This window comes from Allobosea sp. R86505, from assembly GCF_042466375.1.
In the GTDB taxonomy this organism is placed as follows: Bacteria; Pseudomonadota; Alphaproteobacteria; order Rhizobiales; family Beijerinckiaceae; genus Allobosea.
In genome coordinates, this window is sequence record NZ_JAXHPY010000001.1 from 3154163 (window position 1) to 3180835 (window position 26673).

Annotated in this window: 27 protein-coding genes and 1 tRNA gene; 8 read left to right on the top strand and 20 right to left on the bottom strand. The window is 68.1% G+C overall.

All coding sequences use genetic code 11. The features are described from left to right. Positions 1 to 89: 89 nt before the first annotated feature. A complete protein-coding gene (locus SJY11_RS15220) occupies positions 90 to 818 on the top strand; it encodes a response regulator (protein ID WP_376987439.1) in 729 nt (242 codons plus the stop codon). On the opposite strand, the gene SJY11_RS15225 is transcribed toward SJY11_RS15220, so the two are convergent. The 3 genes from SJY11_RS15225 to SJY11_RS15235 form a co-directional block, all read right to left on the bottom strand. After that, positions 796 to 1284 (bottom strand): hypothetical protein, encoded by a 489-nt coding sequence (locus SJY11_RS15225; RefSeq protein WP_376987441.1) that lies wholly within the window; start codon positions 1282 to 1284, stop codon positions 796 to 798. The two genes, SJY11_RS15220 and SJY11_RS15225, sit on opposite strands and share 23 nt — an antisense overlap. 38 nt (positions 1285 to 1322) lie before the next feature. Next, positions 1323 to 2396, bottom strand: a complete 1074-nt coding sequence (gene adhP, locus SJY11_RS15230; RefSeq protein WP_376987442.1) for an alcohol dehydrogenase AdhP — start codon at positions 2394 to 2396, stop codon at positions 1323 to 1325. A gap of 62 nt (positions 2397 to 2458) precedes the next feature. Then, positions 2459 to 3994 (bottom strand): bifunctional aminoglycoside phosphotransferase/ATP-binding protein, encoded by a 1536-nt coding sequence (locus tag SJY11_RS15235; RefSeq protein ID WP_376987444.1) that lies wholly within the window; start codon positions 3992 to 3994, stop codon positions 2459 to 2461. A 184-nt stretch (positions 3995 to 4178) separates the two neighbouring features. Between SJY11_RS15235 and SJY11_RS15240 the strand changes: the two genes are divergently transcribed. Further along, positions 4179 to 4928 carry an SDR family NAD(P)-dependent oxidoreductase gene (locus tag SJY11_RS15240; RefSeq protein ID WP_376987446.1) on the top strand — a complete coding sequence of 250 codons (750 nt, stop codon included), beginning with the start codon at positions 4179 to 4181 and terminating at the stop codon, positions 4926 to 4928. Between the two features lie 38 nt (positions 4929 to 4966). On the opposite strand, the gene SJY11_RS15245 is transcribed toward SJY11_RS15240, so the two are convergent. Continuing rightward, positions 4967 to 5317: an ArsR/SmtB family transcription factor gene (locus tag SJY11_RS15245; RefSeq protein WP_376987448.1), complete on the bottom strand. Its 351-nt coding sequence runs from the start codon at positions 5315 to 5317 to the stop codon at positions 4967 to 4969. Positions 5318 to 5371: 54 nt separating this feature from the next. Between SJY11_RS15245 and SJY11_RS15250 the strand changes: the two genes are divergently transcribed. Genes SJY11_RS15250 through SJY11_RS15270 form a run of 5 tightly spaced genes read left to right on the top strand, consistent with a single transcriptional unit; the run spans position 5372 to position 8196 of the window. After that, a complete protein-coding gene (locus SJY11_RS15250; protein ID WP_069055401.1) occupies positions 5372 to 5596 on the top strand; it encodes a YgaP family membrane protein in 225 nt (74 codons plus the stop codon). Then, positions 5593 to 6024, top strand: a complete 432-nt coding sequence (locus tag SJY11_RS15255; protein ID WP_376987450.1) for a YeeE/YedE family protein — start codon at positions 5593 to 5595, stop codon at positions 6022 to 6024. Before SJY11_RS15250 ends, SJY11_RS15255 begins: the two co-directional genes overlap by 4 nt. Before the next feature lie 8 nt (positions 6025 to 6032). Further along, a complete protein-coding gene (locus tag SJY11_RS15260; protein WP_376987452.1) occupies positions 6033 to 6482 on the top strand; it encodes a DUF6691 family protein in 450 nt (149 codons plus the stop codon). A 19-nt stretch (positions 6483 to 6501) separates the two neighbouring features. Next, positions 6502 to 7392, top strand: a complete 891-nt coding sequence (locus SJY11_RS15265) for an MBL fold metallo-hydrolase (protein ID WP_376987454.1) — start codon at positions 6502 to 6504, stop codon at positions 7390 to 7392. Positions 7393 to 7404: 12 nt separating this feature from the next. Continuing rightward, entirely contained in the window at positions 7405 to 8196 is a 792-nt protein-coding gene (locus SJY11_RS15270; protein ID WP_376987456.1) for a sulfite exporter TauE/SafE family protein, read from the top strand. A 13-nt stretch (positions 8197 to 8209) separates the two neighbouring features. Here SJY11_RS15270 and SJY11_RS15275 read toward each other — a convergent pair whose 3' ends face one another. The 5 genes from SJY11_RS15275 to SJY11_RS15295 are packed head-to-tail and all read right to left on the bottom strand — an operon-like array spanning position 8210 to position 11758. Beyond that, entirely contained in the window at positions 8210 to 8878 is a 669-nt protein-coding gene (locus SJY11_RS15275; RefSeq protein ID WP_376987458.1) for a cyclase family protein, read from the bottom strand. Next, positions 8878 to 9873 (bottom strand): TRAP transporter substrate-binding protein, encoded by a 996-nt coding sequence (locus SJY11_RS15280; RefSeq protein WP_376987460.1) that lies wholly within the window; start codon positions 9871 to 9873, stop codon positions 8878 to 8880. Before SJY11_RS15280 ends, SJY11_RS15275 begins: the two co-directional genes overlap by 1 nt. A gap of 59 nt (positions 9874 to 9932) precedes the next feature. Then, on the bottom strand, positions 9933 to 11216 hold the full coding sequence (locus SJY11_RS15285) for a TRAP transporter large permease subunit (RefSeq protein ID WP_376987461.1): 1284 nt from the start codon (positions 11214 to 11216) through the stop codon (positions 9933 to 9935). Then, the gene (locus SJY11_RS15290; protein WP_376987463.1) at positions 11213 to 11467 is read right to left on the bottom strand and encodes a hypothetical protein; all 255 of its coding nucleotides are present in this window, start codon (positions 11465 to 11467) and stop codon (positions 11213 to 11215) included. The genes SJY11_RS15285 and SJY11_RS15290 overlap by 4 nt, the downstream gene beginning before the upstream one ends. After that, on the bottom strand, positions 11468 to 11758 hold the full coding sequence (locus SJY11_RS15295; RefSeq protein ID WP_376987465.1) for a TRAP transporter small permease: 291 nt from the start codon (positions 11756 to 11758) through the stop codon (positions 11468 to 11470). Positions 11759 to 12222: 464 nt separating this feature from the next. On the opposite strand from SJY11_RS15295, the gene SJY11_RS15300 reads away from it, so the two are divergent. Continuing rightward, positions 12223 to 12296 (top strand) — tRNA-Gln (locus tag SJY11_RS15300). A 274-nt stretch (positions 12297 to 12570) separates the two neighbouring features. Here the strand turns inward: SJY11_RS15300 and SJY11_RS15305 are convergent. The 11 genes from SJY11_RS15305 to tnpC all read right to left on the bottom strand — a co-directional run bounded on the left by SJY11_RS15305 (position 12571) and on the right by tnpC (position 26643). Next, complete coding sequence (locus SJY11_RS15305; RefSeq protein ID WP_376987467.1) at positions 12571 to 13749, bottom strand: MFS transporter; 1179 nt, start codon at positions 13747 to 13749, stop codon at positions 12571 to 12573. Positions 13750 to 13948: 199 nt separating this feature from the next. Continuing rightward, positions 13949 to 15178: a sensor domain-containing phosphodiesterase gene (locus SJY11_RS15310; RefSeq protein ID WP_376987469.1), complete on the bottom strand. Its 1230-nt coding sequence runs from the start codon at positions 15176 to 15178 to the stop codon at positions 13949 to 13951. A 183-nt stretch (positions 15179 to 15361) separates the two neighbouring features. After that, positions 15362 to 15631 (bottom strand): formate dehydrogenase subunit delta, encoded by a 270-nt coding sequence (locus tag SJY11_RS15315; RefSeq protein ID WP_376987471.1) that lies wholly within the window; start codon positions 15629 to 15631, stop codon positions 15362 to 15364. After that, complete coding sequence (gene fdhD / locus SJY11_RS15320; RefSeq protein ID WP_376987473.1) at positions 15628 to 16470, bottom strand: formate dehydrogenase accessory sulfurtransferase FdhD; 843 nt, start codon at positions 16468 to 16470, stop codon at positions 15628 to 15630. Before fdhD ends, SJY11_RS15315 begins: the two co-directional genes overlap by 4 nt. Beyond that, positions 16457 to 19339 carry a formate dehydrogenase subunit alpha gene (gene fdhF, locus SJY11_RS15325; protein WP_376987475.1) on the bottom strand — a complete coding sequence of 961 codons (2883 nt, stop codon included), beginning with the start codon at positions 19337 to 19339 and terminating at the stop codon, positions 16457 to 16459. Before fdhF ends, fdhD begins: the two co-directional genes overlap by 14 nt. A gap of 10 nt (positions 19340 to 19349) precedes the next feature. Continuing rightward, on the bottom strand, positions 19350 to 20936 hold the full coding sequence (locus tag SJY11_RS15330; RefSeq protein WP_376987477.1) for a formate dehydrogenase beta subunit: 1587 nt from the start codon (positions 20934 to 20936) through the stop codon (positions 19350 to 19352). Further along, the gene (locus tag SJY11_RS15335) at positions 20933 to 21412 is read right to left on the bottom strand and encodes an NAD(P)H-dependent oxidoreductase subunit E (protein ID WP_376987478.1); all 480 of its coding nucleotides are present in this window, start codon (positions 21410 to 21412) and stop codon (positions 20933 to 20935) included. Before SJY11_RS15335 ends, SJY11_RS15330 begins: the two co-directional genes overlap by 4 nt. A 231-nt stretch (positions 21413 to 21643) precedes the next feature. Then, positions 21644 to 22558: a LysR family transcriptional regulator gene (locus SJY11_RS15340; RefSeq protein WP_376987480.1), complete on the bottom strand. Its 915-nt coding sequence runs from the start codon at positions 22556 to 22558 to the stop codon at positions 21644 to 21646. A 295-nt stretch (positions 22559 to 22853) separates the two neighbouring features. Next, the gene (bchJ, locus tag SJY11_RS15345) at positions 22854 to 23474 is read right to left on the bottom strand and encodes a bacteriochlorophyll 4-vinyl reductase (protein WP_376987482.1); all 621 of its coding nucleotides are present in this window, start codon (positions 23472 to 23474) and stop codon (positions 22854 to 22856) included. Next, the gene (bchE, locus tag SJY11_RS15350) at positions 23468 to 25153 is read right to left on the bottom strand and encodes a magnesium-protoporphyrin IX monomethyl ester anaerobic oxidative cyclase (RefSeq protein WP_376987484.1); all 1686 of its coding nucleotides are present in this window, start codon (positions 25151 to 25153) and stop codon (positions 23468 to 23470) included. The genes bchJ and bchE overlap by 7 nt, the downstream gene beginning before the upstream one ends. Beyond that, complete coding sequence (gene tnpC / locus SJY11_RS15355; protein ID WP_376987486.1) at positions 25114 to 26643, bottom strand: IS66 family transposase; 1530 nt, start codon at positions 26641 to 26643, stop codon at positions 25114 to 25116. Before tnpC ends, bchE begins: the two co-directional genes overlap by 40 nt. Positions 26644 to 26673: the final 30 nt, after the last annotated feature.

Below are 26673 nucleotides of genomic sequence, written 5' to 3' on the forward strand. Positions count from 1 at the left end.
TAACGGGCGAACGCCGCCACGGTGACGAACCGTGCAAAGTTGTGACGGTTTGTAACAACCGGGATCGCGAGGGAACCCAACTGCCTGCCATGACCGAGCCGCCCGCCCGCAATGAACACATCCTGGTCGTGGATGACGATGTTCGAATCCGGCAGATGCTGATCACTTATTTTGAGGACGAGGGGTACCGCGTCACCGCCGTCGGCGACGGCGCCGCCATGCGCGACGCCCTGCAGCGCCACCCGGTCGACATCATCCTTCTCGACCTCGTCCTGCCCGGCGGCGAGGACGGGCTGATGCTGGCGCGCGAGCTGCGCACGCGCTGCGAGACGCCGATCATCATGCTGACCGGCCGCGACGACGTGGTCGACCGCATCGTCGGGCTCGAGGTCGGCGCCGACGACTACATCGCCAAGCCCTTCCATCTGCGCGAGGTTCTCGCCCGGCTGAGGACCGTGCTGCGCCGGCGCCAGCCCGCCGCGCACGCCGGCGCCGAAGCCGGCGAGACGATCCACTTCGACGGGTGGCGGCTCGATCTCGCCCGCCGCCAGCTCGTCACCGCCGAAGGCGTCGAGATCGTGCTGACGACCGGCGAGTTCGACATGCTGGCGGCGCTGGCGCGCGCGCCGGGCCGCGTCCTGTCCCGCGACGTGCTGATGGACCTCACCCATGGCCGCAGCCTCGAGGCCTTCGATCGCACGATCGACGCGCAGATCGCGCGGCTGCGCAAGAAGATCGAGCCGAATCCGCGCCAGCCGACGCTGATCAAATCGGTCCGCGGCGTCGGCTATGTCTTCACGGGCAAGCCGGCGCCCTGAACCGCCAGGGCGGCTCGCCCATCGGCGAGGAATCGAGAATCACGGCGATGCCGCTGGCGCCACCGCGCTTCGCGCGGTCCATCCCGTGGAGCGCGCGCGGCGAGTCGCCGGTGCGGATGCGCACGGCGGCGCAATCCAGCCGGCCGGCGATGGCGCAGAGATCCTCGACCAGTGCAGAGGCGACGCCCGGCCCGTCTGCGGCGCTGGCGACGATGAACAGCGGAACGTCGAGAATGTCGCCATGCACGACGTGGCGCGCCTGGCGGCACAGGCACAGACCCTGGACATAGCCGCGCGGGTTGGTCGCCACCCGCACGTCCTGGCGCCGCCCCGCGGTGACCTCCGCATCGCCGCCATCCCTGCGCCAGCCCTCAAGATCCGGTAGAGGCTTCAGCGTGCCCACCAGAAGTCCGGCGGCAGCGACCTGATCGGGGGTCATCCCCGCGATGGTGTAGGCTCCCTGCATGGCGAGGCTCCTCTCCCCGCGATCCGCCCACCGCGCCATCAGGCGGCGGCCCGATCGGTCTCCGGCCCGGACATGGCGATCGGCAGCGATAGATCGAGCACGATCCGCCCCTCGATCGCGCCGCGCTTGAGCCGTGCGAACACTGCGTTGATGTCGCTCAGCGGCACCGTCGCGATCCGGGCCTTGACCTTGCCCTCCGCCGCGAAGGCGATGGCCTCGTCGAGGTCCCGTCGCGTTCCCACGATCGAGCCGCGCAGCGTCACCCGCTTCAGCACCACCTCGAAGATCGGCGTCGGGAATTCGCCCGGCGGCAGCCCGACCAGCGCGACCGTGCCCCGGCGCCGCGCCATCCGCATCGCCTGGGCGAAGGCCGGCGGCGAGACGGCGGTGACCAGCACGCCATGCGCCCCGCCGCCCGTGGCGGCGATGACCTCGTCGACGGCCGTGGGCGAACGGGCATCGACGGTGACGTCGGCCCCCGTCGCGCGGGCCAGCGCCAGCTTGTCCTCGGCGATGTCGACCGCCACGACCTTGAGCCCCATCGCCCGCGCATACTGGATCGCGACCTGGCCGAGCCCGCCGATGCCGGAGATCACGACCCATTCGCCGGGCCTCGCCTCGGTCTCCTTCAGGCCCTTGTAGGTGGTGACGCCGGCACAGAGGATCGGCGCCATGGCCGCGAAATCGACGCCGTCCGGCAGCTGCGCCGCGAAGGCCGCCGAAGCGATCGCATATTCGGCGAAGCCGCCATTGCAGCTGTAGCCGGTGTTGTGCTGGTGCTCGCAGAGCGTCTCCCAGCCGGTCTCGCAATATTCGCAGCGCAGGCAGGAATCATGCAGCCAGGCGATGCCGACCGCGTCCCCCAGCTTGAAATCGGTGACGCCTGGCCCGAGCGCGGCGACGGTTCCCGCGACCTCGTGGCCGGGAATGAAGGGCGGCACCGGCTTGACCGGCCAGTCTCCGTCGGCGGCGTGCAGATCGGTGTGGCAGACGCCGCAGGCCCGAACCTTGACGAGGAGCTCGCCCGGTCCCGGGACCGGAACCGGCACGTCCTCGATCACGAGGGGCTGACCGAACGCCCGCACGACCGCAGCCTTCATCATCGTCGCCATGATCCACTCTCCCTTCGTCACCGCCATGGTACGGCGTCGCGCGGATCGGACCTTGAGGGAGATCAAGCGGCGTCGGGGGAATCCGTTCCGGCGACGATCGCGCGGGCCTCCCGGCAGACGGCCTCGGGGCCCGCCTCGGTGGAGAGCCGCCTCCAGTCTTCCACCGGTGTGGCGCGGCCAAGCTGCTGGCGCACGATGTCGCCCGTGGCGTCCGAGGGATCGCCCCGGCGCGCCTCGACCCGCGCGATCAGGGTCTGCGCCGGCGCCTCGAGCCACAGCCCCTGGAAGGCCACGCCCGCCTCGTGCGCGGCCCGCGCGATGCGCTCGCGATCGGGCGTGCCGTCGAACACGGCATCGGCGACGACGCCATGCCCCAGCCGCAGGATCGCGGCCGCACGCTGTGCCTGCTCCGCAAAGACCGCCTCGGAGACGGCTGGAACATAGGCCTCCGGCGGCAACCGCGTCTGCGGCTCGACCCCGTAGCGGCGCTTGCGCAGCCGGTCGGAGGCGAGGATCCGCGCGCCGGGAACCGGCCCAATGCCCGGCGCCACCGCCGCCGCGACGGTCGACTTGCCCGCCCCCGACAGGCCGCCAACCGCCACGAGCCGGGCCGCCTTCGGCGCCAGGCAGCGCAAGGCCAGCGCCAGATAGGAGCGCGCCTCGTCGAGGGCTTGTGCGTCCTCGCCGTCCCGCGCCTGGACGGCGAGGACATGAGCCCGCACGGCGGCACGCACCGCCATGAAGAAGGGCAGCACCGGCAGCCCGGCCTCGTCGTCCGTGGCGTCGAGATAACGGTTCAGCAGCGTGTTCGCGTGTCCGGCGAGGTCGCGATGCCAGAGATCCATCAGCACGAAGGCGAGGTCGTAGAGCACATCCGTCGTCGCCAGCGCCTCGTCGAATTCGAGCGCGTCGAACAGCGTCGGCTCGCCCGCGACGAGGCAGATGTTGCGCAGGTGAAGGTCGCCATGGCAGCGGCGGATCCGCCCCTCCCGGCCGCGCGCATCCAAGAGCGACCGGTGGCGGTCGAGCGCCTCCCGGCAGGCCGTTTCCAGCGCTGCGACCTCGCCGGCCGGCAGGAGATCGGTCAGCGCGAAGCCGTTCTCGTTGATCGCGAGGACGGAGGACATCGCCTCGGCGCCGCCGCGGCTGCGCGCGATCTCGGCCCCCGCATGGAAGCGCGCTATGGCCTGCGCCAGCGTCGTCATCAGAGCGGGCGTCAGCCGCCCCTCCTGCGCCATCCGGTCGAACAGCCCGTCCTCGTCGAAGCGCGCCATCTCGACCGTGGCATCGACCAGGTCGCCGCCGCCGTCCAGCGCCAGCCGCCCGTCGCGCTCGCGCGTCAGCCGGCGCACGGCCCGGTAAAGCGACGGCGCCGTTCGCCGGTTCAGCCACAGCTCGCGCTCGCAGGCGGCGAGCCTCTTCTGCGGAGTCGAGAAATCGAGATAAGGCAACGCGACCGGCCGCTTCAGCTTGAAGGCCCGCTCGCCTGCCAGCAGCACCACCGAGATATGGGTGGTGATCTCCCGCGCCTGCGCAGGCAGGACGCCAGCCTCGGCCGCCAGCAGCTCCAGCGCTTCCTCGAAATCCTCAGCCGCCATCGTGCTCTCCCGGTTGCGGCCTGCATCATCGCGGTGCGGGCCGGCCGCAACGTTGCGTTCGATCAACGCGCAGGCACAGCGGGCGGTTCGACCGCAGACGCCGCTTGGACTACACCGGAGAGGATGGCCGGCGCGATCTCGCCGCGCCAGCCCTGCTCTCCCTCTGTAGAAAGCATCGCACGCCATGATGAAGGACTTTGCCGGCAAACATGTCATCGTCATGGGCGGCAGCCGCGGCATCGGCCGCTCGACCGCGCTCGCCTTCGCCCGGCGCGGGGCCGCGGTGTCGATCTGCGCACGCACCCCGGGTCCGCTCGCCGCGACGCGGCAAGAGCTCGCGGATCTCGGCGTGACCGCCCATGCCGCCTCCGTCGACCTCGCCGACGCGGCGGCGATCGACGCCTATCTCCCCGCAGCGGTGAAGGCGCTGGGCGGCCTCGACATCCTCGTCAACAACGCCTCTGGCTTCGGCCATTCCGACGACGAGGCCGGCTGGGGCGCCTCCTTCGCCGTCGACATGATGGCGGTGGTCCGCGGCAGCCACGCCGCCATCCCGCACATGACCTCGGGCGGTGCGATCGTGAACATCTCCTCGATCTCGGGGCTGCGCGCAACAGCCCGCTCGGCGCCCTATGGCGCGATCAAGGCGGCGGTGATGCACTACACCGCGAGCCAGGCCAAGATGCTGGCGCGGCAGGGCATCCGCGTGAACTGCGTCGCCCCCGGCTCGGTCGAATTCCCCGGCGGCACCTGGGAGGACCGAAAGACCTCGAATCCCGATCTCTACAACTCGACCCTGGCCACCATCCCCTTCGGACGCATGGGCCGGCCCGAGGAGATCGCTGAGGTCGTGCTCTTCCTCGCCTCCGAGCGGGCGAGCTGGGTCACCGGCCAGAGCCTCGTCGTCGATGGCGGCCAGCTCATCGGCCCCTGACGACACCGACGGACGACCGGCCTGGGCGGATGCCCCGCTCAGGCCTGCGCCGCTGGGCCGCCCTGCGCGGCGCGCGGCTCGCAATAGAGTGCGTGCAGCGTCTCCAGCACCGCCCTCGCCTCCGCGCTGGCCAGCGAGAAGGTCACCGCGACGCCGCGGCGGCGCGCAGCGATCAACCCCTGCCGCCGCAGCTGCGCCAGATGGGCCGCGACGCCGGCCGGGCTCAGGCCCGTGATCCGCGCGAGTTCACCCGCCCCCTCCTCGCCCTCGACCAACCGGCACAGGATGGCGAGGCGGCGCGGGCTCGCCATGGCGGCGAGCAGCGCCGCCGCCTCTTCGATCGGGGCCGCGATGCCGGCTTCGTCGCGCTTCAGCAAGGCCGTTGACATATTCGATATTCCATATATATGGAGGATATCAGTTCTTAACGGGAGATCGTGGTCATGGTCAATGTCGGTTCGCTGGATCGGACGCTTCGCTTCGTCGTCGGCGCGGTCCTCCTCGTCGCCGTCTTCGTGCCCCCCCTCGCCGGCTGGGTCGCCCCGCTCGGCGCCTGGAAATATGCGCTGACGGCCTGGGGCGCGGTGATGATCGGGACGGCCGCGATGCGCTTCTGCCCGGCCTACACGCTCCTGGGCCTCAACACCTGCGGGACGCGCCAGCCGTGACGGTCGCGTCGAACTTCACTCCGCTCGCCTCGCTGGCGGGCGGCGCCCTGATCGGGCTGGCGGCGGCGATGCTGATGCTGTTCCAGGGCCGCATCGCCGGGATAAGCGGCATCGTTTCGCGGCTGCTCCTGCCGGCCGGCGACGGCCAGTCCTGGGGGCGGCTCGCCTTCATCGCGGGCCTGGTCCTGGCCCCGCTCGTCCATCTGGGACTGACCGGCACCGCGCCGCGGCCCGAGATCGCGACCGGGCCCTTTCTGCTGGCTGTGGCGGGCGGTCTCGTCGGCTTCGGCGCCGTCTGGGGCAATGGCTGCACCTCCGGCCACGGCATCTGCGGCCTCTCGCGGCTCTCGCTGCGCTCCCTCGTCGCCGTCGCCACCTTCATGACGACGGCGATCGCGACCGTCTTCTTCATCCGACACGTGCTGTGAGAGCCTCGATGTCCGTGATCCTGCAGTTCCTGACCGGCCTCGTCTTCGGGCTCGGGCTGATCCTCGCCGGCATGGCCGACCCGGCGAAGGTGCTCGCCTTCCTCGATCTCGCCGCGATCCCGGCCGGCACCTGGGACCCGAGCCTGGCCTTCGTGATGGCGGGCGGAATCGCCGTCACCTTCCTGGCCTACCGGCTGATCCTGGCCCGCGAACGCCCCGTCATGGCCGAGCGCTTCCTCTTGCCCGAGCCCGGCGCGGCCGATGCCCGGCTGCTGACGGGCGCCGCCCTGTTCGGCATCGGCTGGGGCCTCGCCGGCCTCTGCCCCGGCCCCGCGCTCGTCTCCACCCTGACCGGTGGCCAGCCGGCGATCATCTTCATCGCGGCCATGCTCGCCGGCATGGCGCTGGCGCGGCTCCTGTCGTCCGCCACGCCGCCCCTGCGGTCGAAGACCGCCTGACCAACCGAAGAGGTTCCCCATGACCATTCCGCACGCCGTCGACCTCGCGACCAGGCCCGAGGTCACCGCCTTCTTCGACGCGCAGACCAACACCGTCAGCTATGTCGTGAAGGATCCCGGCTCCCGCGCCTGCGCCATCGTCGATTCGGTGATGGACATCGACTATGCGGCGGGCCGGATCGCCTATCACTCCGCCGACGAGATCGTCGCCTTCGTCCGCGAGCACGGGCTCGAGGTCGAGTGGCTGATCGAGACCCATGTCCATGCCGACCATCTCTCCGCCGCGCCCTATCTCCAGGGGCTGCTCGGCGGCAAGATCGGCATCGGCGACCGGATCACGATCGTGCAGGAGACCTTCGGCAAGGTCTTCAACGAGGGCACCGAGTTCCAGCGGGACGGCAGCCAGTTCGACCGTCTCTTCGCCGACGGCGACACCTACACGATCGGCGGCATGGCCGCTTTCGCCATGCACACGCCCGGCCACACCCCGGCCTGCATGACCCATGTCGTCGGCGATGCCGCCTTCGTCGGCGACACGCTGTTCATGCCCGATGGCGGCTCGGCCCGGGCCGATTTCCCCGGCGGCGACGCCCGCACCCTGTATCGCTCGATCCAGCGCGTGCTGGCGCTTCCCCCACAGACCCGGCTGTTCATGTGCCATGACTACGGCCCCAATGGCCGCGACATTCGCTGGGAGACCACCGTCGCCGAGCAGCGCGAGCACAACATCCATGTCCGCGACGGGATCACCGAGGACGAGTTCGTCCGTACCCGCGAAGCCCGGGACAGGACGCTCGACATGCCCAAGCTGATCATCCCTTCGCTGCAGGTGAACATGAAGGCGGGCGAACTGCCGGCGCCCGACGCCAGCGGCAAGCGCTTCCTCAAGGTCCCGCTGGACGTGCTCTGACGGACGCCGCCGATGATCGCCACGCCTGACATCGCCTCGCTCGGCTCGGGCTCGCTCGCCGGCTTCACCCTCGGCCTCGTCGGGGGCGGCGGCTCGATCCTCGCCGTGCCGCTGCTGGTCTATGTCGTCGGCGTCGCATCGCCGCATGTCGCGATCGGCACGAGCGCGGTCGCGGTCGCGCTCAGCGCCTTCGGCAATCTGCTCGGCCATGCCCGCGCCGGCCATGTCCGCTGGCCCTGTGCGCTGGTGTTCTCCGCCGCCGGCATCGCCGGCGCGGCTCTGGGCTCGGCGCTCGGCAAGCGGCTCGACGGACAGAAGCTGCTGCTGGTCTTCGGCGTGCTGATGCTCGTCATCGCCGCAGCCATGCTGCTGCGCCGGAGCGAGAGCGGCGCCGGCTTCCAGCCGCTCGGGCGCAGCACCGCAGCGAGGCTCCTGCCGCGCCTTCTCGGCATGGGTGGCCTCGTCGGCGGGCTCTCCGGTTTCTTCGGGATCGGCGGCGGCTTCCTGATCGTCCCGGGGCTGATGACCGCCGCGAATCTGCCGATGATCGTCGCGATCGGCTCCTCGCTGGTGGCAGTGACCGCCTTCGGCCTGACTACCGCCGCGTCCTATGCACTGTCGGGGCTGGTCGACTGGCATGTCGCCGCGCTCTTCGTCGCCGGCGGACTCGTCGGCGGCATTGCCGGCACGCTGCTGGCGCGCCGGCTCTCCGGCCACAGGACCTTGCTGACACGGCTCTTCGCCGGCCTCGTCGCCGTCGTCGGGCTCTATGTGATCGGGCGCGGCCTCGGCGTCCTCGCCTGAGCGGGAACCCTTCTCAGACCATCCCCTCGATCGCGAAGATCCGCGCCGGCGAGCCGTCCGCATTCGGCAGCTTCAGCGGCGCCGCGCAGAAGAATGTGCGGGGGTTCGTCAGCGCACTGGTGTTGACGACATATTCGATCAGCGTAATGCCGGCCCGCAGACAGATGTCATGCGTGACATGCTGGTCGAAGGGCACATGCTCGTCGTCCAGCAGCAGGCGGATCGGATAGTCCTGCGGGAAGTCGAAGGCGAGCGCGGTGGGCTTGCGGTCCCTCAGCCAGAGCGCCGCCTCGCGCGTGAGATAGGGCGCGTCTAGCCAGAATTCGCGCGTGCGGTAGTCGCGCTTGGTGTCCCAGCCGCTGGAGAGCAGCAGGATTTCCCCCTCCGGGCCGCCGGGATCGGCCGCAGCCAGCCTGTCGGCGTCGATCGCCTGGTTGGGCGCGACGTCGCGCAGGTCGAGCACGCGGCAGGGCCCGACGACGCGCGAGAGCGCGGTCGCCTCGATCGTCGGGCTGTGGGCGACGACATGCGCCTGCGCATCGACATGCGAGAAGCCGTGGCAGGTCATGCTGATGCGGGAGACCCGGAACGGGTCCCCCGCCGCGATGTCGCCCCTGATCGCCAGGTCGACCGGCCACCGGAAATGCGGCTCGATCGGCATGGAGAGGTCGATGATCTCCATCACACCGCCGCTTTCTTGATCGCCTCGAGCGTCTCGCCGCCGAACTTGGTGACGAACTCCTTCTCGACTTCCGCCGTGACGATCTTCGAGAAGGACTCGCGGTCGGGGTTCTCGACCGCCTGCATGCCGGCCTTCTTCAGCGCGGCGAGGCTGGAGCCCTCGGTGTCCTCGTTCATCTGCCGCTGAACGGCGGCGAGCTCGATCGCCGTCTCGCCGAGGATCTTCTGGAGATTGGGCGCCATCGCGTCGAACTTCGTCTTGTTCATCACCACGGGTCCGGTGGTGAAAGCATGGCGCGTCAGCGAGAGATGCTTCTGCACCTCGGCGAACTTGGCGTTGAGGATCAGCGTCACCGGATTCTCCTGCCCGTCGACCGCACCGGTCTCCAGCGCCGAGAACAGCTCGGTGAAGGCCATCGGCGTCGGCACGGCGCCGAGCAGCTGGAAGGCGCGAATATGGGCCGGGTTCGGCGTGGTGCGGATCTTCAGCCCCTTGATGTCGGCGGCGGTCGCCACCGCGCGGCGGCTGTTGGTCAGGTTGCGCCAGCCGATCTCCCAGGTCGCCAGCGCCTTGAGGTTCGAGCCTTCGAGTTCCTTGCGCAGGCCGTCGCCGATCGGGCCGTCCATCACGGCAGCCGCATGCTTGCGGCTCTGGAACAGGAAGGGCAGATCGAGCACGTTGAGCTTGGGCGCCAGGCCGGTGAAGAACGGATTGCCGGTCAGGCAGATGTCGAGCGAGCCGCCGCGTACCGCGCTGATCGTCTGCGGATCGGAGCCGAGCGCACCGTTCGGGAAGATCTGGACCTCGAGCTGGCCATTGCTCTTCGCCTTGACCTTCTCGGCGAACTGCAGCGCGGCCTTGTGCCAGCTGTCCGATTCCGGATGGGGATGCGCGAAGCGCAGCTTCGCCGCCTGGGCGAGCGCCGGCCGGCCGATCGCGAAGAGGGCGAGGCCGGAGCCGGCGGTGATCAGAGCATGGCGCCTGGTGATGGTCATCTTGTCTTCCTCCTGAGGGTGTCGTTTTCGTTGCTTCTCGTCTTCGACGCGGCGCCTCCTCAGCGCCCGTAGAACCATTTCGCCGGCACGGTCACGATCTCCGGGACCAGAACCAGCAGCGCGAGCACCGCGATCTGCGCCAGCAGGAACGGCATGACGCCGCGCACCACCTTGTCGACGGGCACGCGGCCGACGGCGCAGACCACGTTGAGCACCGTGCCCACAGGCGGCGTCAGCAGGCCGATCGCGTTGTTCATGATGAAGAGGACGCCGAAATAGACCGGGTCGATGCCCGCCTGCTTGACGATCGGCATCAGCACCGGCGTCAGGATCAGCACGGTTGGGATGAAGTCGAGCGCCGTGCCGACGACGACGACGAGCAGCATCATCGCGACCATCAGCAGCGTCTTGTACTCGATCAGGGGGCCCAGCAGCGCGCCCACTTCGGCGGGAATGTTGGCGATCGTGATCAGCCAGGCCGAGACCAGCGCCGCCGCGACCAGGAACATCACGGAGGCCGACATCTTCAGCGCCGCCAGCAGCGCCGGCCGCAGATGTGCGATCCGCAGCTCGCGATAAACGAACATCCCGATGAAGAAGGCGTAGACGGCGGCCACCACCGCGGCCTCCGTCGGCGTGAACACGCCGAGCTTCATCCCGCCGATGATGACGAAGGGCAACAGCAGCGCCCACAACCCGTCGAGCGCAGCCTTGGCGATGCTGCGGACGCTCGGCCGCGGCAGGGTCGAGACCGGCTCGTCTTTCGCCAGCACATACCAGGTGATGACCAGCGCCAGCCCCATCAGCAGGCCAGGCACGATGCCGGCCAGGAACAGCCGGGTAATCGAAACGCCGGCCGCCACGCCGAAGACCACGAAACCGATCGAGGGCGGGATGACGGGTGCGATGATGCCGCCGGCCGCGATCAGCCCGCAGCTGCGGTCGAGTCGGTAGCCTGCTTGCCGCATCATCGGGATCAGCAGGGCGGCGAGCGCCGCCGTGTCGGCGACCGCCGAGCCGGAGATGCTGGCCATCACGATCGCCGCCACCACGGCGACATAGCCGAGGCCACCGCGGACATGCCCGACGAGCGCCATCGCGAAGGCGATGATGCGCTTGGACAGCCCGCCCGCATTCATCAGCTCGCCGGCCAGCATGAAGAAGGGCACGGCCATCAGCGGGAAGCTGTCGGCCCCGCCGATCAGGTTCTGCGCCAGAATCTGCGCGTCGAACATCCCCAGATGCAGCATCAGCGCGACGCCGCAGACCAGCAGCGAGACGGCGATCGGCATGCCCAGCGCCATCGCGCCGAGCAGCGAGACGAGGAAGACGAGGACCGTCATGGGCGCAGCCGCTCCCGCTGCTGCGCCTCGAAGCCGGCGAGTTCCTCCGACTCCGCCCCGATGACGAGCTCGTCGGGCGGCATTCGCCCGGTGACGAGCCTGACCAGGGTCACGAGGTTGATCGCCCCGATCCCGAGCCCGCAGGCGAGCCCGGCGACATAGAAGATCGCGGTCGGCACCCCCATCACCGGCGAGAGATTGGCCATGTTGAGGCTGCTCTGCTGCCAGCAGCCCCAGACCAGCAGGCCCATTCAGAACAGCGACAGGCTCTCGGCCATGAGTCGCGCCAGCCACCGGCCGCGCAGGCCGAGCATCTGCACGATCGCCGTCATGCCGAGATGCCCGTTCTCGAGCGCGACCAGGAAGGCGCCGCCGAAGGTCAGCCAGACGAAGATCATGCGCGAGGCTTCGTCCGACATCGTGATGCCGGAGTTGAACCCGTAGCGCAGCACGACATTGCCGAAGACCATCGCAATCATCACGACGAAGGCGAGGATGAGCGCATTCTCGAGCAGGCGCAGCAGCGAGCGGGGCAGGTTCATCGGCAATGGGCTTTCAGGCTTCGTCGCTGCTCAGGGGCCGGCGGGGTCAGCGCCACGACCGGCAAGGCGGCCGCGAGGCATGCCGCACCCGAGCGGCGCGGGTTTCCGACACGAATCGAACAGGTGATCGGCGAGAGCGCATGACGCGACTCCGGATGTTTCCAGGCCCGGGACGGCAGTCGGTTGGCCCGGCCGCATTCTTGTATGCTGCATACTGCGCGCCGGCATGCAGGCCTGTCAATCGCGCGCTTCCGCTACGCCGCTGCGGCCGGAGCGAGGGCGGCGGGCTGATGACAGCCGCACCCTGCCCGCCCCTCGGGGCGGTCGGGCGCGACGTCGCGAAAGAGATGCGCGCGAAGGCTCAAGCCCGCTTCCGCCGACGGGCGCATTCGGGGCTTGCCATTCGGCGAAGCATTGATTAGACCCCGCGACACCAAGGCGAGCGCGCCGACGCCGTCCGCCATTGGGGGATCGTCTAACGGTAGGACCCCAGACTCTGACTCTGGTTGTCTAGGTTCGAATCCTAGTCCCCCAGCCATCACCAAGCCTCTCGGACGGCTTCTGTGTTGGCTTTTCGATTGAGCGGGTTCCCGGGCCAACACCCGCCGCACACCTTCTTCTCCCCGATCACCTGTTCACGCACACACGACTTAGCGTCGCAAATGGCGTTATCTCGGCACCGGCCGCCTTCTCTAGGACAGGCTGTCGAACGTCGCGGTCGCGTGTGTCGCGCGGCCCCACCGGGCGGAACTGACACGCGTGACGGGCCTATCGCCGCGGGTCAGCCCGCTGCGGTAGGCCGCTTCACCAGGTCAGGCGATGTTGCTGGTTCGCTGCATGGCCTTGAGTTTCCACATCGCGAGAACTCCGAGGAAAGGTCCGATGGCGAGCAGGGCAAAGGCATGGTTCCAGCCCGTATAGGGGAGGAGCCAGGGCAGAGCCTGGATGGCTGCGATCGTGATCAGGAAGCCGATGCAGGTCTGGATCGTCAGCATAGTTCCCGTCAATCGACGGGGCGCGACCTCGATGGCCAGCGCAGAGAACTGCGCGGAATCGGCGACGACGGCAAAGCCCCAGACGAGGGCGAGCGCGACGGCGAGCGCCGGAGCGACACTCGCCAGCGGGCCGATGGCGAGAGCGCACAGGCCGCTGGCGAGCAGCGCAGCCGCAGCCGTCTGGCAACGACCGAATCGATCCGCCGCGAGCCCTGCCAGCACGGCACCGGGGAGCCCTGCGGCGATGATCAGGAAGACCATGAGGCTGGCCTTGCCGCCCTGGAGATTGACGGGACCGTGTTGGAGGAACGCCCCGATCCAGGCCCACATGGCGTAGAGTTCCCACATATGGCCGAGATAGCCGAGATTGGCGAAGCGCAGTTGGGGCGAGCGCCAGGCCTCGCCGATATCCGCGATCCGGAATCGGGTCGCCACGAACGGCGCCGCACCTTCGCGAAACGCCAGAATAAGGGCGCCTGCAGCCAGCGACAGACTTCCGGCGACGAGATAGACGGTCGTCCACGGCAACGTGCCGATCAGCCCGTTCACGAGATGGGGTGAGGCAGAGCCCAGGGACAGGCTGCCCACGAGGATCCCGATGAGGACGCCGAGATCGCCCTTCGCCCAGGTGGCGGCCATCTTCATCCCGACCGGATAGACCGCCGCCATGGCGGCGCCCGCCACGGCCCGCAGTCCGATCGTGCCCCAGCCTACCGGCTCGACGAAGGGCAACAGCAGCGTGGCCGCGCCCGCGAGGCCGCACCCGGCCGCAAACAGGCGCTTCGGCTGGATCCGGTCGGCGAGGCCCAGAGTGGCGCTGGCGAGCGTGCCGATCACAAACCCTGCCTGGACAGCCGAGGTGAGGAGGCCGCCCTGCGCGCTGGTCATCAGCCCATGGCTGATGAGATCGGCGACAGCAGCGGTCGCGGCAAACCAGACGGACAGGGAGGCGACCACCGAGAGACACAGGATCGTCAGGTTGAGCACCTTGCCCATGCAGCCTCCTGCAACCGTCGGCCAGGCTGGCACAAGGCGATCGGCACGAGGCTTTAGGCGGGAGACGAACGCGCGTCCAGCCGGGACCGAACTCGGCCTCTGCCTCATCGACACAGGACCCGGGTCGTCCACGTCCCCTGATGGGCTGCCTGCGAATGATGGGATACCGGCGCAATGCGCCAAGCCGTGGCCTCAGCTTCTAGGCGGCCATCGACGCCAGTTCAGCGGCGGCCATGTCGATCGGCACGGGCCGACCGAGCCAGTAGCCTTGCCCCTTGCTGACGCCCAAGAGCTTAAGGGTCTGCAATTCGGCGTCGCGCTCGATCCCCTCGGCCAGAATCTGGCAGCCGGTTTCGCGAGCGTAGAAGATGAGCGCGCTGGCGAGCGCCCTTCGGGCCGGATCGCCATCCACATTGCGGGTGAGCGACATATCGAGCTTGATGATGTCGGGCTTCAGTCGAACGATGTGCTGCAGTCCCGAATAGCCGGCACCCGCATCATCGATCGCAAGGCGGACGCCCTTGCTCCGAAAGCAATCGAGCTTGGCCAACAGTCCCTCGTAATCATGCACGGCGCCATGTTCCGTCACCTCGATCACGAGACGATGGGGGTCGAGTCGGCTGACTGCATCGCCGAATTCTGCAGCCATCACCGCTTCGGCAGAGGCATTGATCGTCAGGTAGATATGGCTCGGCAAACGACTGGCATGATCCAGAGCCGCTTCGATCGCCGCCAGTTCCAGCGGCACCCCGAGGCCGAGTTCAGCGGCTTTGGCAAACCATTTGTCCGGCGAGCGACGGGGCTCCTGAGAGAAACGTGCCAAGCACTCGAAGCCGACAGCACGATCGCTGGCGAAATCCCAGATCGGCTGGACGTGAATGTCGAAGGCGCGATCGTCGATGATCCGGGCGATCTGGGCGTGCCGGGCATCGCGATCCCGGCTGCTGCGCCGATCCTCATCGATATGCTGGGCGGTGATGTCTGCAAACGCGCGCATGACCTGGAGGTCGCGACCGTTCAGCGAATGATTGGCATGCGGACTGAGGCAACAGAACATGCCGAAGACGGAGCCGTCGGAGAGCCGAAGCGGCACGCTGACATGGACGCCGATGGGGACGGCCTGCGTGATCGGCATGGCAGCGGCCAGGGGGATGGCCGAGGTATCGGGAATCAACTCCGGCAAACGGCCGGCGAGAATATGGCGGCAGTAGACATCGTCGAGCGAGCGCGAGTCACCCGGCTTGATCAGCGCTTCCAGGCCGGGCGCGTCGACGACCCTGAAGACCGACTCATTGCGCACGAACTCCGACACATAGGCGACCTCCATGCCCAGATGCTGGCGTACCGACTGAAGCACCCGCTCGATCATGAACCCGTCGGATCGCCCCCCGGCTTCCGGGGCGTCCGAGAGGCAGGCAAGGATCGACATCTGGGCGTCCTCCGTCGGCGAGACCCTCTTCATCGTCGCACCGTGACGGGTGGCCACCTAAGATGACGTAAAGGCCGGCGGCGAGACCTTGTTCCTGGACCGCTGCACGTCAGACCATAACAGCTCGAACGGGACAGCCACCTTCCGCTCCGGCCGGCGAGCGGCCGGACGAACCCTTGTCCGCTATCCCCTCCCCGGCGGCTTGATCTGCGCCATCGCGTCGCGCACGAGGGTGTGGAGTTCCGGGGAATCCGCCCGGAACGCGGCGAGGAAATCGCTGCGCATCTTGCGGCTCCAGAACTGGTTGATGTGTTCGGCAATCGCGGGAACGGCCTGCTCGCGCGGATAGGCCTCGAAAAATCCTGCGATCTGTCCGGCCATGCGGGCGAGCTTTTCGCGCTGCAGGCTCTCATGCGAGGTGGCGCCCCCGGTCGCCGTGTCGGCCGGCGTCATCGCGCGGCGAGTTCCAGGGTCGAGGCGAGGGAGCCGGCGAAGATCGTGCAGCCATCGTCCCGCGCGACCGACACCAGCGTCAGCGTCAGCGCGACGGCGCGCTCGATCGCGAGCGATGTCGGGGCCGAAATGGACACCAGCGTGCCCGCGCCGAAGATCGCGGCCTTCTCTACCATCTCGAAAGAAGCCCGGCTGGTCACGAGCACGAAGCCCTCTCCAGCCGTTTGGCCGGCCCGCAGCCGCGCCCCGATCAGCTTGTCGAGGGCATTGTGTCGCCCGACATCCTCGCGGACCGCGAGAATTCTTCCCTGCCCGTCGCACCAGGCCGCGGCATGGACGGCGCGGGTGAGGCGATGCAGCGGCTGATGTCGATCGAGCGCCGACAGCGCCGTTGCGATCGCTGCGGCCGCAATGCCGGGCTGGTGGTCGCGGCGACCGGCCGCCATCGGCAACTCCGCCAGGGTTTCGACGCCGCAGAGCCCGCAGGAGGTGCGCCCCGACAGGTTGCGACGGCGCGCCAGATGCTCGCGAAAACGCCCCGGAGCAAGATCGACCGTCGCGACCAGGCCGCCCGCCTGCGGCACCACGGAGATCTCCCTGATTTCAGTGGGATCGCAGATGATGCCCTCGGTCAGACTGAAGCCGGTGACGAAGTCCTCGAGATCCGACGGCGTCGCCATCATCACCGCATAGGGCTGGTTGCCATAGACAATGTTGACCGCCGCCTCGACGGCAACCTCGACGCTGCCCGCCTCCCCGGCGCCTCGGGCGAAACGGACGGGTGTCGCAGCCACCGCGCAACTGGCCGGGGGCTGGGCGGGCGCGCTATTCCGCGGCATCGGGTAGCCTCCCTGCGATCCGGCGCAGCGAGACGTCCTCCTCGCGATTGCGCTCCTGCCATTGCGAATAATAGTTCGTCCGCCGCACCTCGACGGCCGTGACCTTGTATTCCGGGCAATTCGTCGCCCAGTCCGAGTAGTCCGTCGTGATGACGTTGGCGCCCGTCTCGGCATGGTGGAAGGTCGTATAGACGACACCGGGCTGCATGCGTTCCGAGACCTCGGCCCGCAGCGAGATGTCCCCCGATCGACTGGCGAGCGCAACCAGGTCGCCCGACTTGATGCCGCGGTTCTCAGCGTCAAAGGGGTGGATCTCCAGCACGTCCTCGTCATGCCAGGCGGAGTTGGCGGTGCGCCGCGTCTGCGCACCGACATTGTACTGCGACAGGATGCGGCCCGTGGTCAGGATCAACGGGAAGCGCGCGCCGGTCTTCTCTTCCGTCGGCACGAATTCGGTGATCATGAACTTGCCCTTGCCGCGCACGAAGCGGTCGACATGCATCAGCGGCGTGCCCAGCGGAGCCTGATCGTTGCAGGGCCACTGCACCGAGCCGAGCCTGTCCAGCTTGTCATAGCTCACCCCGGCGAAGCTCGGCGTCAGCCGGGCGATCTCGTCCATGATCTCGGAGGGGTGGGAATAGGCCATCTCGTAGCCCAGCGCCCGGGCGAAATCGATCGTGACCTGCCATTCGGCCTTGCCCGAAAGGGGCGCCATCACCTGCCGGACGCGGTTGATGCGACGCTCGGCATTGGTGAAGGTGCCGTCCTTCTCCAGGAAGGACGAGCCCGGCAGGAAGACATGGGCGTATTTCGCAGTCTCGTTCAGGAAGAGGTCCTGAACCACGACGCATTCCATCGCCGACAGGCCGGCGGTGACATGCTGGGTGTTGGGGTCGGACTGGGCGATGTCCTCGCCCTGGACATAGAGCGCCTTGAAGCTGCCGCCGACGGCCTCGTCCAGCATGTTGGGGATGCGCAGGCCCGGCTCGGCATCGAGAGTCACGCCCCACATCCCCTCGAAGACCTGGCGCGTGGCGTCATCTGAGACATGCCGATAGCCGGTGAACTCGTGCGGGAAAGAGCCCATATCGCAGGCCCCCTGGACATTGTTCTGCCCGCGCAGCGGATTGATGCCGACACCGTCGCGCCCGATATTGCCGGTCGCCATGGCGAGATTGGCCATGCCCATGACCATGGTCGAGCCCTGGCTGTGCTCGGTGACGCCCAGCCCGTAATAGATCGCACCGTTGCCGCCGGTTGCGTAGAGCCGTGCGGCGGCCCGGACATCGGCCGCCGGCACGCCGGTGAAGGCCTCGGTCGCCTCGGGCGAATTGTGCTCCTGCGCGATGAAGCGCGCCCAGATCTCGAAATCGGCGAGGTCGCAGCGCTCGCGCACATAATCCTGATCGATCAGCCCCTCCGTCACGACCACATGGGCGATCGCGTTGATCAGCGCGACATTGGTGCCGGGTAGAAGCTGGAGGTGGTAATCGGCCTTGATGTGCGGCGACTTGACGATGTCGGTGCGGCGCGGGTCGGCGACGATCAGGCGCGCGCCCTGGCGCAGACGTTTCTTCATGCGCGAGGCGAAGACCGGATGGCCGTCGGTCGGGTTGGCGCCGATGACGAGGATGACGTCGGCCTTGGCGACCGATTTGAAATCCTGCGTGCCGGCCGAGGTGCCCAGCGTCGTCTTCAGGCCATAGCCCGTCGGCGAATGGCAGACGCGGGCACAGGTGTCGACATTGTTGTTGCCAAAGCCTGCCCGCACCAGCTTCTGCACGAGGAAGACCTCCTCATTGGTGCAGCGCGACGAGGTGATGGCACCCAGCGCCTCCCGGCCATACTCCACCTGGATGCGCTTGAACTCGGCAGCGGCATGCCCGATCGCCTCCTCCCATGACACCTCGCGCCAGGGGTCGGTGATCTTCGCGCGGATCATGGGCCTGGTGATGCGGTCGGCATGGGTCGCGTAGCCCCAGGCGAAGCGGCCCTTCACGCAGGAGTGGCCTTCATTCGCCTTGCCGTCCTTGTAAGGCACCATGCGGACGACCTTGTCGCCCTGCATCTCGGCCTTGAAGGAACAGCCGACGCCGCAATAGGCGCAGGTCGTGACCTTGGAATGCTCCGGCTGGCCCATCGCGATGACGCTGTTCTCCATCAGCGTCGCGGTCGGGCAGGCCTGGACACAGGCGCCGCAGGAGACGCATTCCGAGCCGAGGAAATCCGTCGGCCCGGCTGAGACACGCGAGTCAAAGCCGCGTCCGGTGATCGTCAGCGCGAAGGTGCCCTGCACCTCCTCGCAGGCACGGACACAGCGATTGCAGACGATGCATTTGGTCGGGTCATAGGTGAAATAGGGGTTCGAAACGTCCTTCCCCAACCAGTTCTCGTTGGCGAGGCCGTCAGTGCCCTTGGCGAAGACGTGGGTTTCGCCCTGATAGCCATAGCGGACCTCACGCAGGCCGACGGCGCCGGCCATGTCCTGCAATTCGCAGTCGCCATTGGCCGAGCAGGTCAGGCAGTCGAGCGGGTGGTCGGAAATGTAGAGCTCCATCACGCCCTTGCGCAGCCCGGACAGATTCTCCGACTGGGTGCGCACGACCATGCCCTCCTCGGCCGGCGTCGTGCAGGAGGCGGGCGTGCCGCGCCGACCCTCGATCTCGACGAGGCAGAGCCGGCAGGAACCGAAGGGATCAAGCGAGTCCGTGGCGCAGAGCCTGGGAATCCTGGTGCCCAGCGACATCGCGGCCGCCATCACCGAGGTGCCCTCGGGCACGGTCACACTCATGCCGTCGATCGACAGGGTGACGGTCTTGTAGGCGACGCGGATCGGCGTGCCGAAATCGATCTCCTTGATCAGGCTCATGACGAGGTCCTCATTCGGCGGCCAGCGGCCAGCCCTTCGCGGGCCCGGCCGGCCGGTCGAAATCCTCGGGGAAATTGTTGAGCGCGCTCAGGACCGGGTTCGGCGTAAGCCCGCCCATGGCGCAGAGCGAGGCATCCGCCATCAGCTTCGAGAGATCGCGCAGGATGGCGAGGTTCTTCGGCCGTTCGGTGCCGGCGATGATCTTGTCCATCGTCTCGACGCCGCGCGTCGCGCCGATCCGGCAGGGCGTGCACTTGCCGCAGCTTTCCTTGGCGCAGAATGCGAAGGCGAAGCGGGCCTGCTGCGCCATGTCGACACTGTCGTCGAAGACCACGATGCCGCCATGGCCGAGCATGCCCTTGATCGCGGCCAGCGCCTCGTAGTCCATCGCGACGTCGAGCTGAGCCGCCGTCAGATAGGCGCCCAGCGGGCCGCCGACCTGAACCGCCCGGATCGGCCGGCCCGACAGCGTGCCGCCGCCGAGATCCTCGATGATCTCGCGCAGCGAAATGCCGAAGGCGAGCTCGACCAGCCCGCCGCGCTTGACATTGCCGCCGAGCTGGACGGGCAGCGTGCCGCGCGAGCGCCCCATGCCGAAATCGGCATAGGCCTGAGCACCGTGCTGGAGGATCCACGGAACGGCCGCGAAGGACAGAACGTTGTTGACGATCGTGGGCTTGCCGAAGAGCCCCTTCAGCGCCGGGATCGGCGGCTTGGCGCGGACGACGCCACGCTTGCCCTCCAGGCTTTCCAGCAGGGACGTCTCTTCGCCGCAGATATAGGCACCGGCGCCGAGACGGACCTCCAGATGAAAGGCGTGGGCCGTGCCGAGGACCGAATCCCCCAGGATCCCCGCCTGCTCGGCCTTGAGGATCGCGCGCTGCATCGTCTTGTAGGCGTGGGGGTATTCCGAGCGCAGATAAATGTAGCCGCGGGTGGCGCCGACGGCGATGGCGGCGATCACCATGCCTTCGATCGTCAGATAGGGGTCGCCCTCGAACAGCATGCGGTCGGCGAAGGTGCCGCTGTCACCCTCGTCGGCATTGCAGACGATGTACTTCTGGTCGCCGCTCGCATCGTGCACGGTCTTCCATTTGATCCCGGTCGGGAAGCCCGCGCCGCCGCGACCGCGCAGGCCCGATGCGCGGACGGTTTCGACGATCTCCGCGCCCGTCAGCGCCAGCGCGGCCTGAAGGCCGGCGAGCCCGTCATGGGCGCGATAGTCGCTCAGAGAGAGCGGATCGATGACGCCCGTGCGGGCGAAGGTCAGGCGCAGCTGGCGCTTCATCCAGTCGAGATCATCGACGGGACCGAGCCGGAGCGCATGTCCGCCACCATCAATGAGGCCGGCATCGAACAGACCTGGCACGTCCCTGGCCGCGACCGGCCCATAGGCGATGCGGCCCTGCAGCGTCTCGACCTCGACGAGCGGCTCCAGCCAGAGCATGCCGCGCGAGCCGTTTCGTACGATGTCGATCGTGATCCCGCGTGCTGCCGCCTCCCGCGAAACCGCCTCCGCAACGGCCTCCGCTCCGACCGAGAGTGCCGCGGCGTCGACGGGGATGAAGATGCGGACGGGGGCGATCGGGGCATTCATGGCGATGCGCTCGCAAGGCCGCAGAGCTCTGCGAGCCGGTTGGCGTCGACGCGGCCGATCAACGCGCCATCGACCAGGGCGGAGGGTCCGAGCGCGCAATTGCCGAGGCAGTAGACGGTCTCGACCGCCACCCCATCGACCCCGCTGTGGCCATCGACCTGAATGCCGTGGTCCCGCTCCAACTGCGCGACCAGCGTCTCGCAGCCGAGCGCCTGGCAGGCCTCCGCCCGGCACAGCTTGATGACACGGCCCAAAGGCGGCGCCGTCTTGAAGTCGTGGTAGAACGAGATGGTGCCATGGACCTCGGCGCGCGACAGGTTCAGGGCGTCGGCGATTAGCGGCACGGCTTTCGGGTCGACATAGCCGAATTCATCCTGCAGGGCATGCAGGATGGGGAGCGTCGCCCCTTCGAGATGGACGAGCCCACCGACGATCTGGCGGGCCCCCTCATCATTCCAGGCACGATATCCGGCCATTGTCCCTCCGTCCGACGCCGTTGTCCCGACGATCGCTTTCGACAAGAAGGAACTCAATCTGGACCAATTTCAAATCAATTCTGCCAACCGCTTGATAGGTTGAGGCTATCAAATAGACGGAAGAACACGGATCCGCTCTCTCGCGCCACGATCAGGCCTGCCCTGAATGAGGCTTGCAGACTGATTGTGCGGCGCAAAACAAACCGGTTGCGAAAGCGCAATAGATCGAGACTATCTCGGGATAGGGCGCGTCGGCAGCGCGGCGTCGGCCACCGGCTGCGACATCATCAGAAGGTTGCGCGCCAGCGGCGCGAGGGGCTGACGGTCGGCGATGATCAGACCGATCATGCGACGGGCCTCGGGCTCGACAAGGGGCAGCGCCTTGGTCCCGAGCGGCACGCCGAAGAACTCCAGCAGTTGCAGGGACACGATGCTCGACACGCCCTGGATGCCGGCATGGGAGCAGAGATTGAAGATCGAATTGGTTTCGATCGCCGGGCGCGGCGTCTGGCCAACCGAGCGGAAGATGCCGTCGATGATCCGCCGGTTCTGCATGTCGGAGGTCAGGAGGCAGAGCTTCAGCTCTCCGGCCTCGGCCCAGGTGATGCTGTCGCGTCCGCCCAGTGGCCCATCCTCCCGTGTCAGCAGGACGTAGGATTCCTGATAGACCGGCTTGGAGACGACCCCGTCGAGAGGCTCGTTGTCGAGATAGGTCAACCCGGCATCGAGTTCGAAATTGTCGATGCGGGCCTGGATCTCCGAAGCGGTCAGCGACAGGACGGTCAGCGAGACCGCCGGATAACGCGCCGAGAACGGGCCGGTGATGTGAGCGATCATCGGCAGCGCCGTCGGGATGGCGCCGAGCCTGATGCGCCCGCTGACGCCTTCCCTGAGCTCGGCGATGGATTGCTTCATCTGGTCGGCTTCGGCGAGAATCCGGCGGGCATGGGCCAGCACGATCTCCCCTTCCTTGGTCAGCCCCTCGAAGCGCCGGCCGCGCTCGACGATCAGAACCCCGAGTTCCTCCTCCAGCTGCGCGATGGCGGCGGACAAGGTCGGCTGCGAGACATGGCACTGATCCGCTGCCCTGCGGAAATGACGCTCGCGCGCCAGCGCATCGAGATAGATCAATTGGCGGATGATCATGCCGAGGAGGCTTTCGAGAACCCGGAACCGAGTTCCATGCGCGCATTGTTGTCCGGCGGGTGTCAAGCGAGCCGGGTGTCCGCTGCAACGAAGCGGTTCCGCCGGGCTTCGGCACGGGCGAACTCGGCCAAGACCGCATCATGATGGCGATCAGCGACAGGCACATAGGCCCGCCGCGCGACGAACCCCGTGTCCCTCGCCCAGGACCGTGGCACGCGGCCCCTCGACCTCGCTGGTGGCTTCGTCCGGCGCTGCTGGCCGGTCTGGCCTGCCGCACCGCCGCATCGGCTGCGGATCATCCGCGCCAGTCGATCGTGAATCGGCAATCGGGGCCGCCGGCGACGACATCGCCCGCGTGGCCAATCTGCGTGCCTTCGTTGACCAATGCGCGGAACAGGCATTCGAACACGCCGACATGCCAGACCCCGCCCGGCATCGCGAGCGGATTGCGGCTGATCGTGATGAGGGCCGGATCGCCCGGCGCGACCGAACAGAACCCCGAGCCCGCGAAGGTCCATGCGTTCCGGCGGATGGCTTGCAGGAGAAGGCGCGCGGCCAGGAACGGCGGCAGGCGCCGCAGCGCCCAGCGCGCCGGCGCCGGGATGCGGTGCGCCAGCACATAGGCGCCGGTCCGGTGTCCCGCCTGATGGGCGATTGCCGCCGCCTGCGCGGATGGCAGCTCGCGCCACAGCGCCGCGAACAGCCGTGCCGGGATCGCCTCGTCGATCATCTCATCCGGAGCCGAGGCGAGCAGGCGAGTGCACCCCGCGCGCGCAAACACGCGCTCGGCCGCCCCGGCCAGCCCCGGCGCCGCACGCAACGCCGCGCCCAGCTGGATGACGGCGTTGGGGCCGAGGAGCCCGGCCCCCGCCCGCGCCCCGGCGGCCGTGTCGAAGGTGAGGCCGAGGCTCAGCATGGCCGCTCGGCCGTCTCCGCCGGCGCGGCGGGCGGACGGGTCAGGGCGACAGGCGCGAGTTGCTCCGTCCCGCCGCCGCAGGCGACCAGTGGCTGGCGCGACTCGCGCCGGGCCCGCGCCTGGGAGGCGCGGTCGGCCGCCGCCTCCCAATCGTCCATCTGCGCCGGGGCGATGGTGCGGGTGCGGTCGAAGTTGAAGTTCACCTTGTCCTTGGACTGGGGCCCCCAGTAGCCGGCCTTGCCGAGATCGTAGAATTTGCGCTGGAAGCCGGCCTTCAGGAAGGCTTTCAGGCAGCCGAGCAGGTAGCGGCGGCGAAAGCCGGTGCCGCGCCAGGGATAGTGGAACAGCGCCTTGCGCGAATAGAAGCGCCGGTAGTTCTTCATCACGCCGTCGAGCAGGGCCCCGCGCGACATCGCCTCCGGCGCCATGATCGGCGTGACGAAGTTGTATTTCGAGAAGTCGAAGATCTCGACCTTGTCCTTCAGTTCCTGGAACAGCGGCGTGAACGGCCAGGGCGTGTACATCGCCCAGTTCGCCAGGTCGGGCTGCCAGTCCCAGGCCATCTGGAAGGTCTCTTCCAGCGTCTCCGCCGTCTCGTTGTCGAGGCCGACGATGAACTGCGCCTCGGTGAAGATGTCGGCCTCGCGCAACAGGCGGATCGCCTCCTTGTTCTCCTCGACCTTGGTTTCCTTGTTGAACTGGTCGAGCTTGAGCTGGGCCGCCGCCTCGGTACCGAGCGAGACATGGACGAGCCCCGCCTTGCGGTAGAAGGACAGCAGCTCCCGGTCCCGATAGATGTCGGTGACGCGGGTGTTGATGCCCAATTTGACCTTGTCGGGCAGCCCCCGCCGGATCAGCTCCTCGCAGAACTGGATGAATTTCTTGCGGTTGATCGTCGGCTCCTCGTCGGCGAGGATGAAGAACCCGATGCCGTGTCGCTCGACGAGGTTCTCGATCTCGTCGACCACCTTGATGGGGTCGCGCACCCGGTAGTCGCGCCAGAACTTCCACTGCGAGCAGAACGAGCAGGTGAAGGGGCAGCCGCGCGCCATGTTCGGGATGGCGACGCGCACGCCGAGCGGCACATAGATGTATTTTGCCCATTCCAGCAGCGACCAGTCGGGGGTGATCGCGTCGAGGTCCTTGACGGTCGCTGCTGCCTGGGTGGCGACGATCCGCTCGCCGTCGCGAAAGGCCAGCCCCTTGATCGTGTTGCGGCTGGCCGGCCAGCCGCCGGCATCGATGGCGCGGATGAGTTCGCGGAAGATCTCCTCGCCCTCGCCGCGGACGATCACGTCGACCCAGGGCGCCTCGGACAGGACCTGCTTGTACATGAAGGTGGCGTGGATGCCGCCGAGCACGCGGATGGCCTGAGGCGCCACCTCCGCGGCGATCTTCAGAACCGCCTCCGCCTTGTAGATCGACGGCGTGATCGCGGTGGTGCCGACGACATCGGGCCGCAGGTCCGCCAGCCGGGCGCGCAACTCCTCGTCGCTCAGATCGTTGGTCATCGCGTCGATGAAGGTGATGTCGTCGAAACCGGCGGCCCTCAGCGGCCCCGCCAGATAGGCGACCCAGGCGGGCGGCCAATTCCCGGCGATCTCGGCGCCCCCGGAATGGTAATTCGTAAGCGTTGTTCTCAGGCCACGGCCTTGAGCGGCAGTTTGGCGTAGGCCCAAGGCAGCAGATCGTCGAGCTGGCTTTGCGGGTGGCCGGCGACGATACGGGCGATGACGTCGGCGAGGTAGGCTTGCGGATCGACGCCGTTGAGCTTGGAGGTCTCCACGAGCGAGGCGACGACTGCCCAGTGCTCGGCGCCGCCATCGGATCCGGCAAAGAGCGCGTTCTTGCGGTTCAAAGCGATCGGTCGGATCGCGCGCTCGACCACGTTGGAGTCGATCTCGACGCGGCCGTCGTCGAGGAAGCGTGAGAGACCGGCCCAGCGCGAGAGCGCGTAGCGGATGGCCTCGGCAAGCTTGCTCTTCTGGCTGACGAGGCCGAGCTTGTCCTTGAGCCACGGCTCCAGCGCCGCGACAATGGGGCGGCTTCGGGCCTGGCGGGCGGCGCAGCGTTCCTCGGCCGAGCAGCCTTTGATGTCGGCCTCGACCTGATAGAGCGTCGCGATGCGCGCGAGCGCTTCCGTGGCGATTGGCGCGGGGCCACCTTGCGCGAGATCGTAGAACTTCCGTCGGACGTGGCTCCAGCAGAAGGCCAGGCTCACGGCATTCCTCTCAGCCAGCGCCTTGTAGCCGGCGTAGCCGTCGACCTGGAGCACGCCGGTGAAGCCTTGAAGATGCCGGATCGGCTGGTCAGCCTTGCGGTCGGGCGCATAGAGATAGGCCACGCCAGGAGGGTCTGCGCCGCCCCAGGGCCGTTCGTCACGGGCGTAGGCAAAGAGCTGGCCGGTCTTGGTCCGGCCGCGGCCGGGATCGAGCACCGGCGCCGTCGTCTCGTCGGCGAAGAGCTTGGTCGATGCCTTCAGCCGCTCGAACAAGCGCTCATGGACCGGCCGTAGGAGGAAGGCTGCCTTGCCGACCCAGTCAGCCAGGGTCGAGCGGTCCAGGTTCACGCCCTGCCGGCCATAGATCTGGGCCTGGCGGTAAAGCGGCAGGTGGTCGGCGTATTTGGCGACCAGAACATGGGCCACCGTTGCCTCGGTCGGGATGCCGCCCTCGACGAGCCGGGCGGGTGCCGGCGCCTGCACCACGACCTCCTCGCAGGCCCGGCAGGCGTATTTCGGCCGACGGGTCACGATCACGCGGAACTGGGCGGGGACGATGTCGAGACGCTCGGAGACATCCTCGCCCATCGCATGCAGCTCGCCCCGGCAGCACGGGCAGGTCTTGTCCTGGACGTCGACGATCTGCTCAACCCGCAGCAGGTGCGCCGGCAGTGCTCCACGGTTGGCGCGGCGTTTCCTGGCCCGGTCGGCATGCTTGACGGGATCAGCTGCTTCCTCGCCCGCGAGGGCCTCGGCCTCGATCTGCTCGGCCTCCTCGAGCCCGAGCAGGAGCTGATCGAGCGGCAGGCTCTCGGCTCGGCGCCCGAAGCGATGACGCTGCAACTCCTTGATGATCTGACGCAGCCGCTCGTTCTCGGCGCGCTCTTCCGCCAGCATCGCCCGAAGCGCGATCGGATCGCTGGTCAGTGGGTTGGCCGCGTTGTTCACGAAGCCGATTCAATCATGGATTACAGTGGC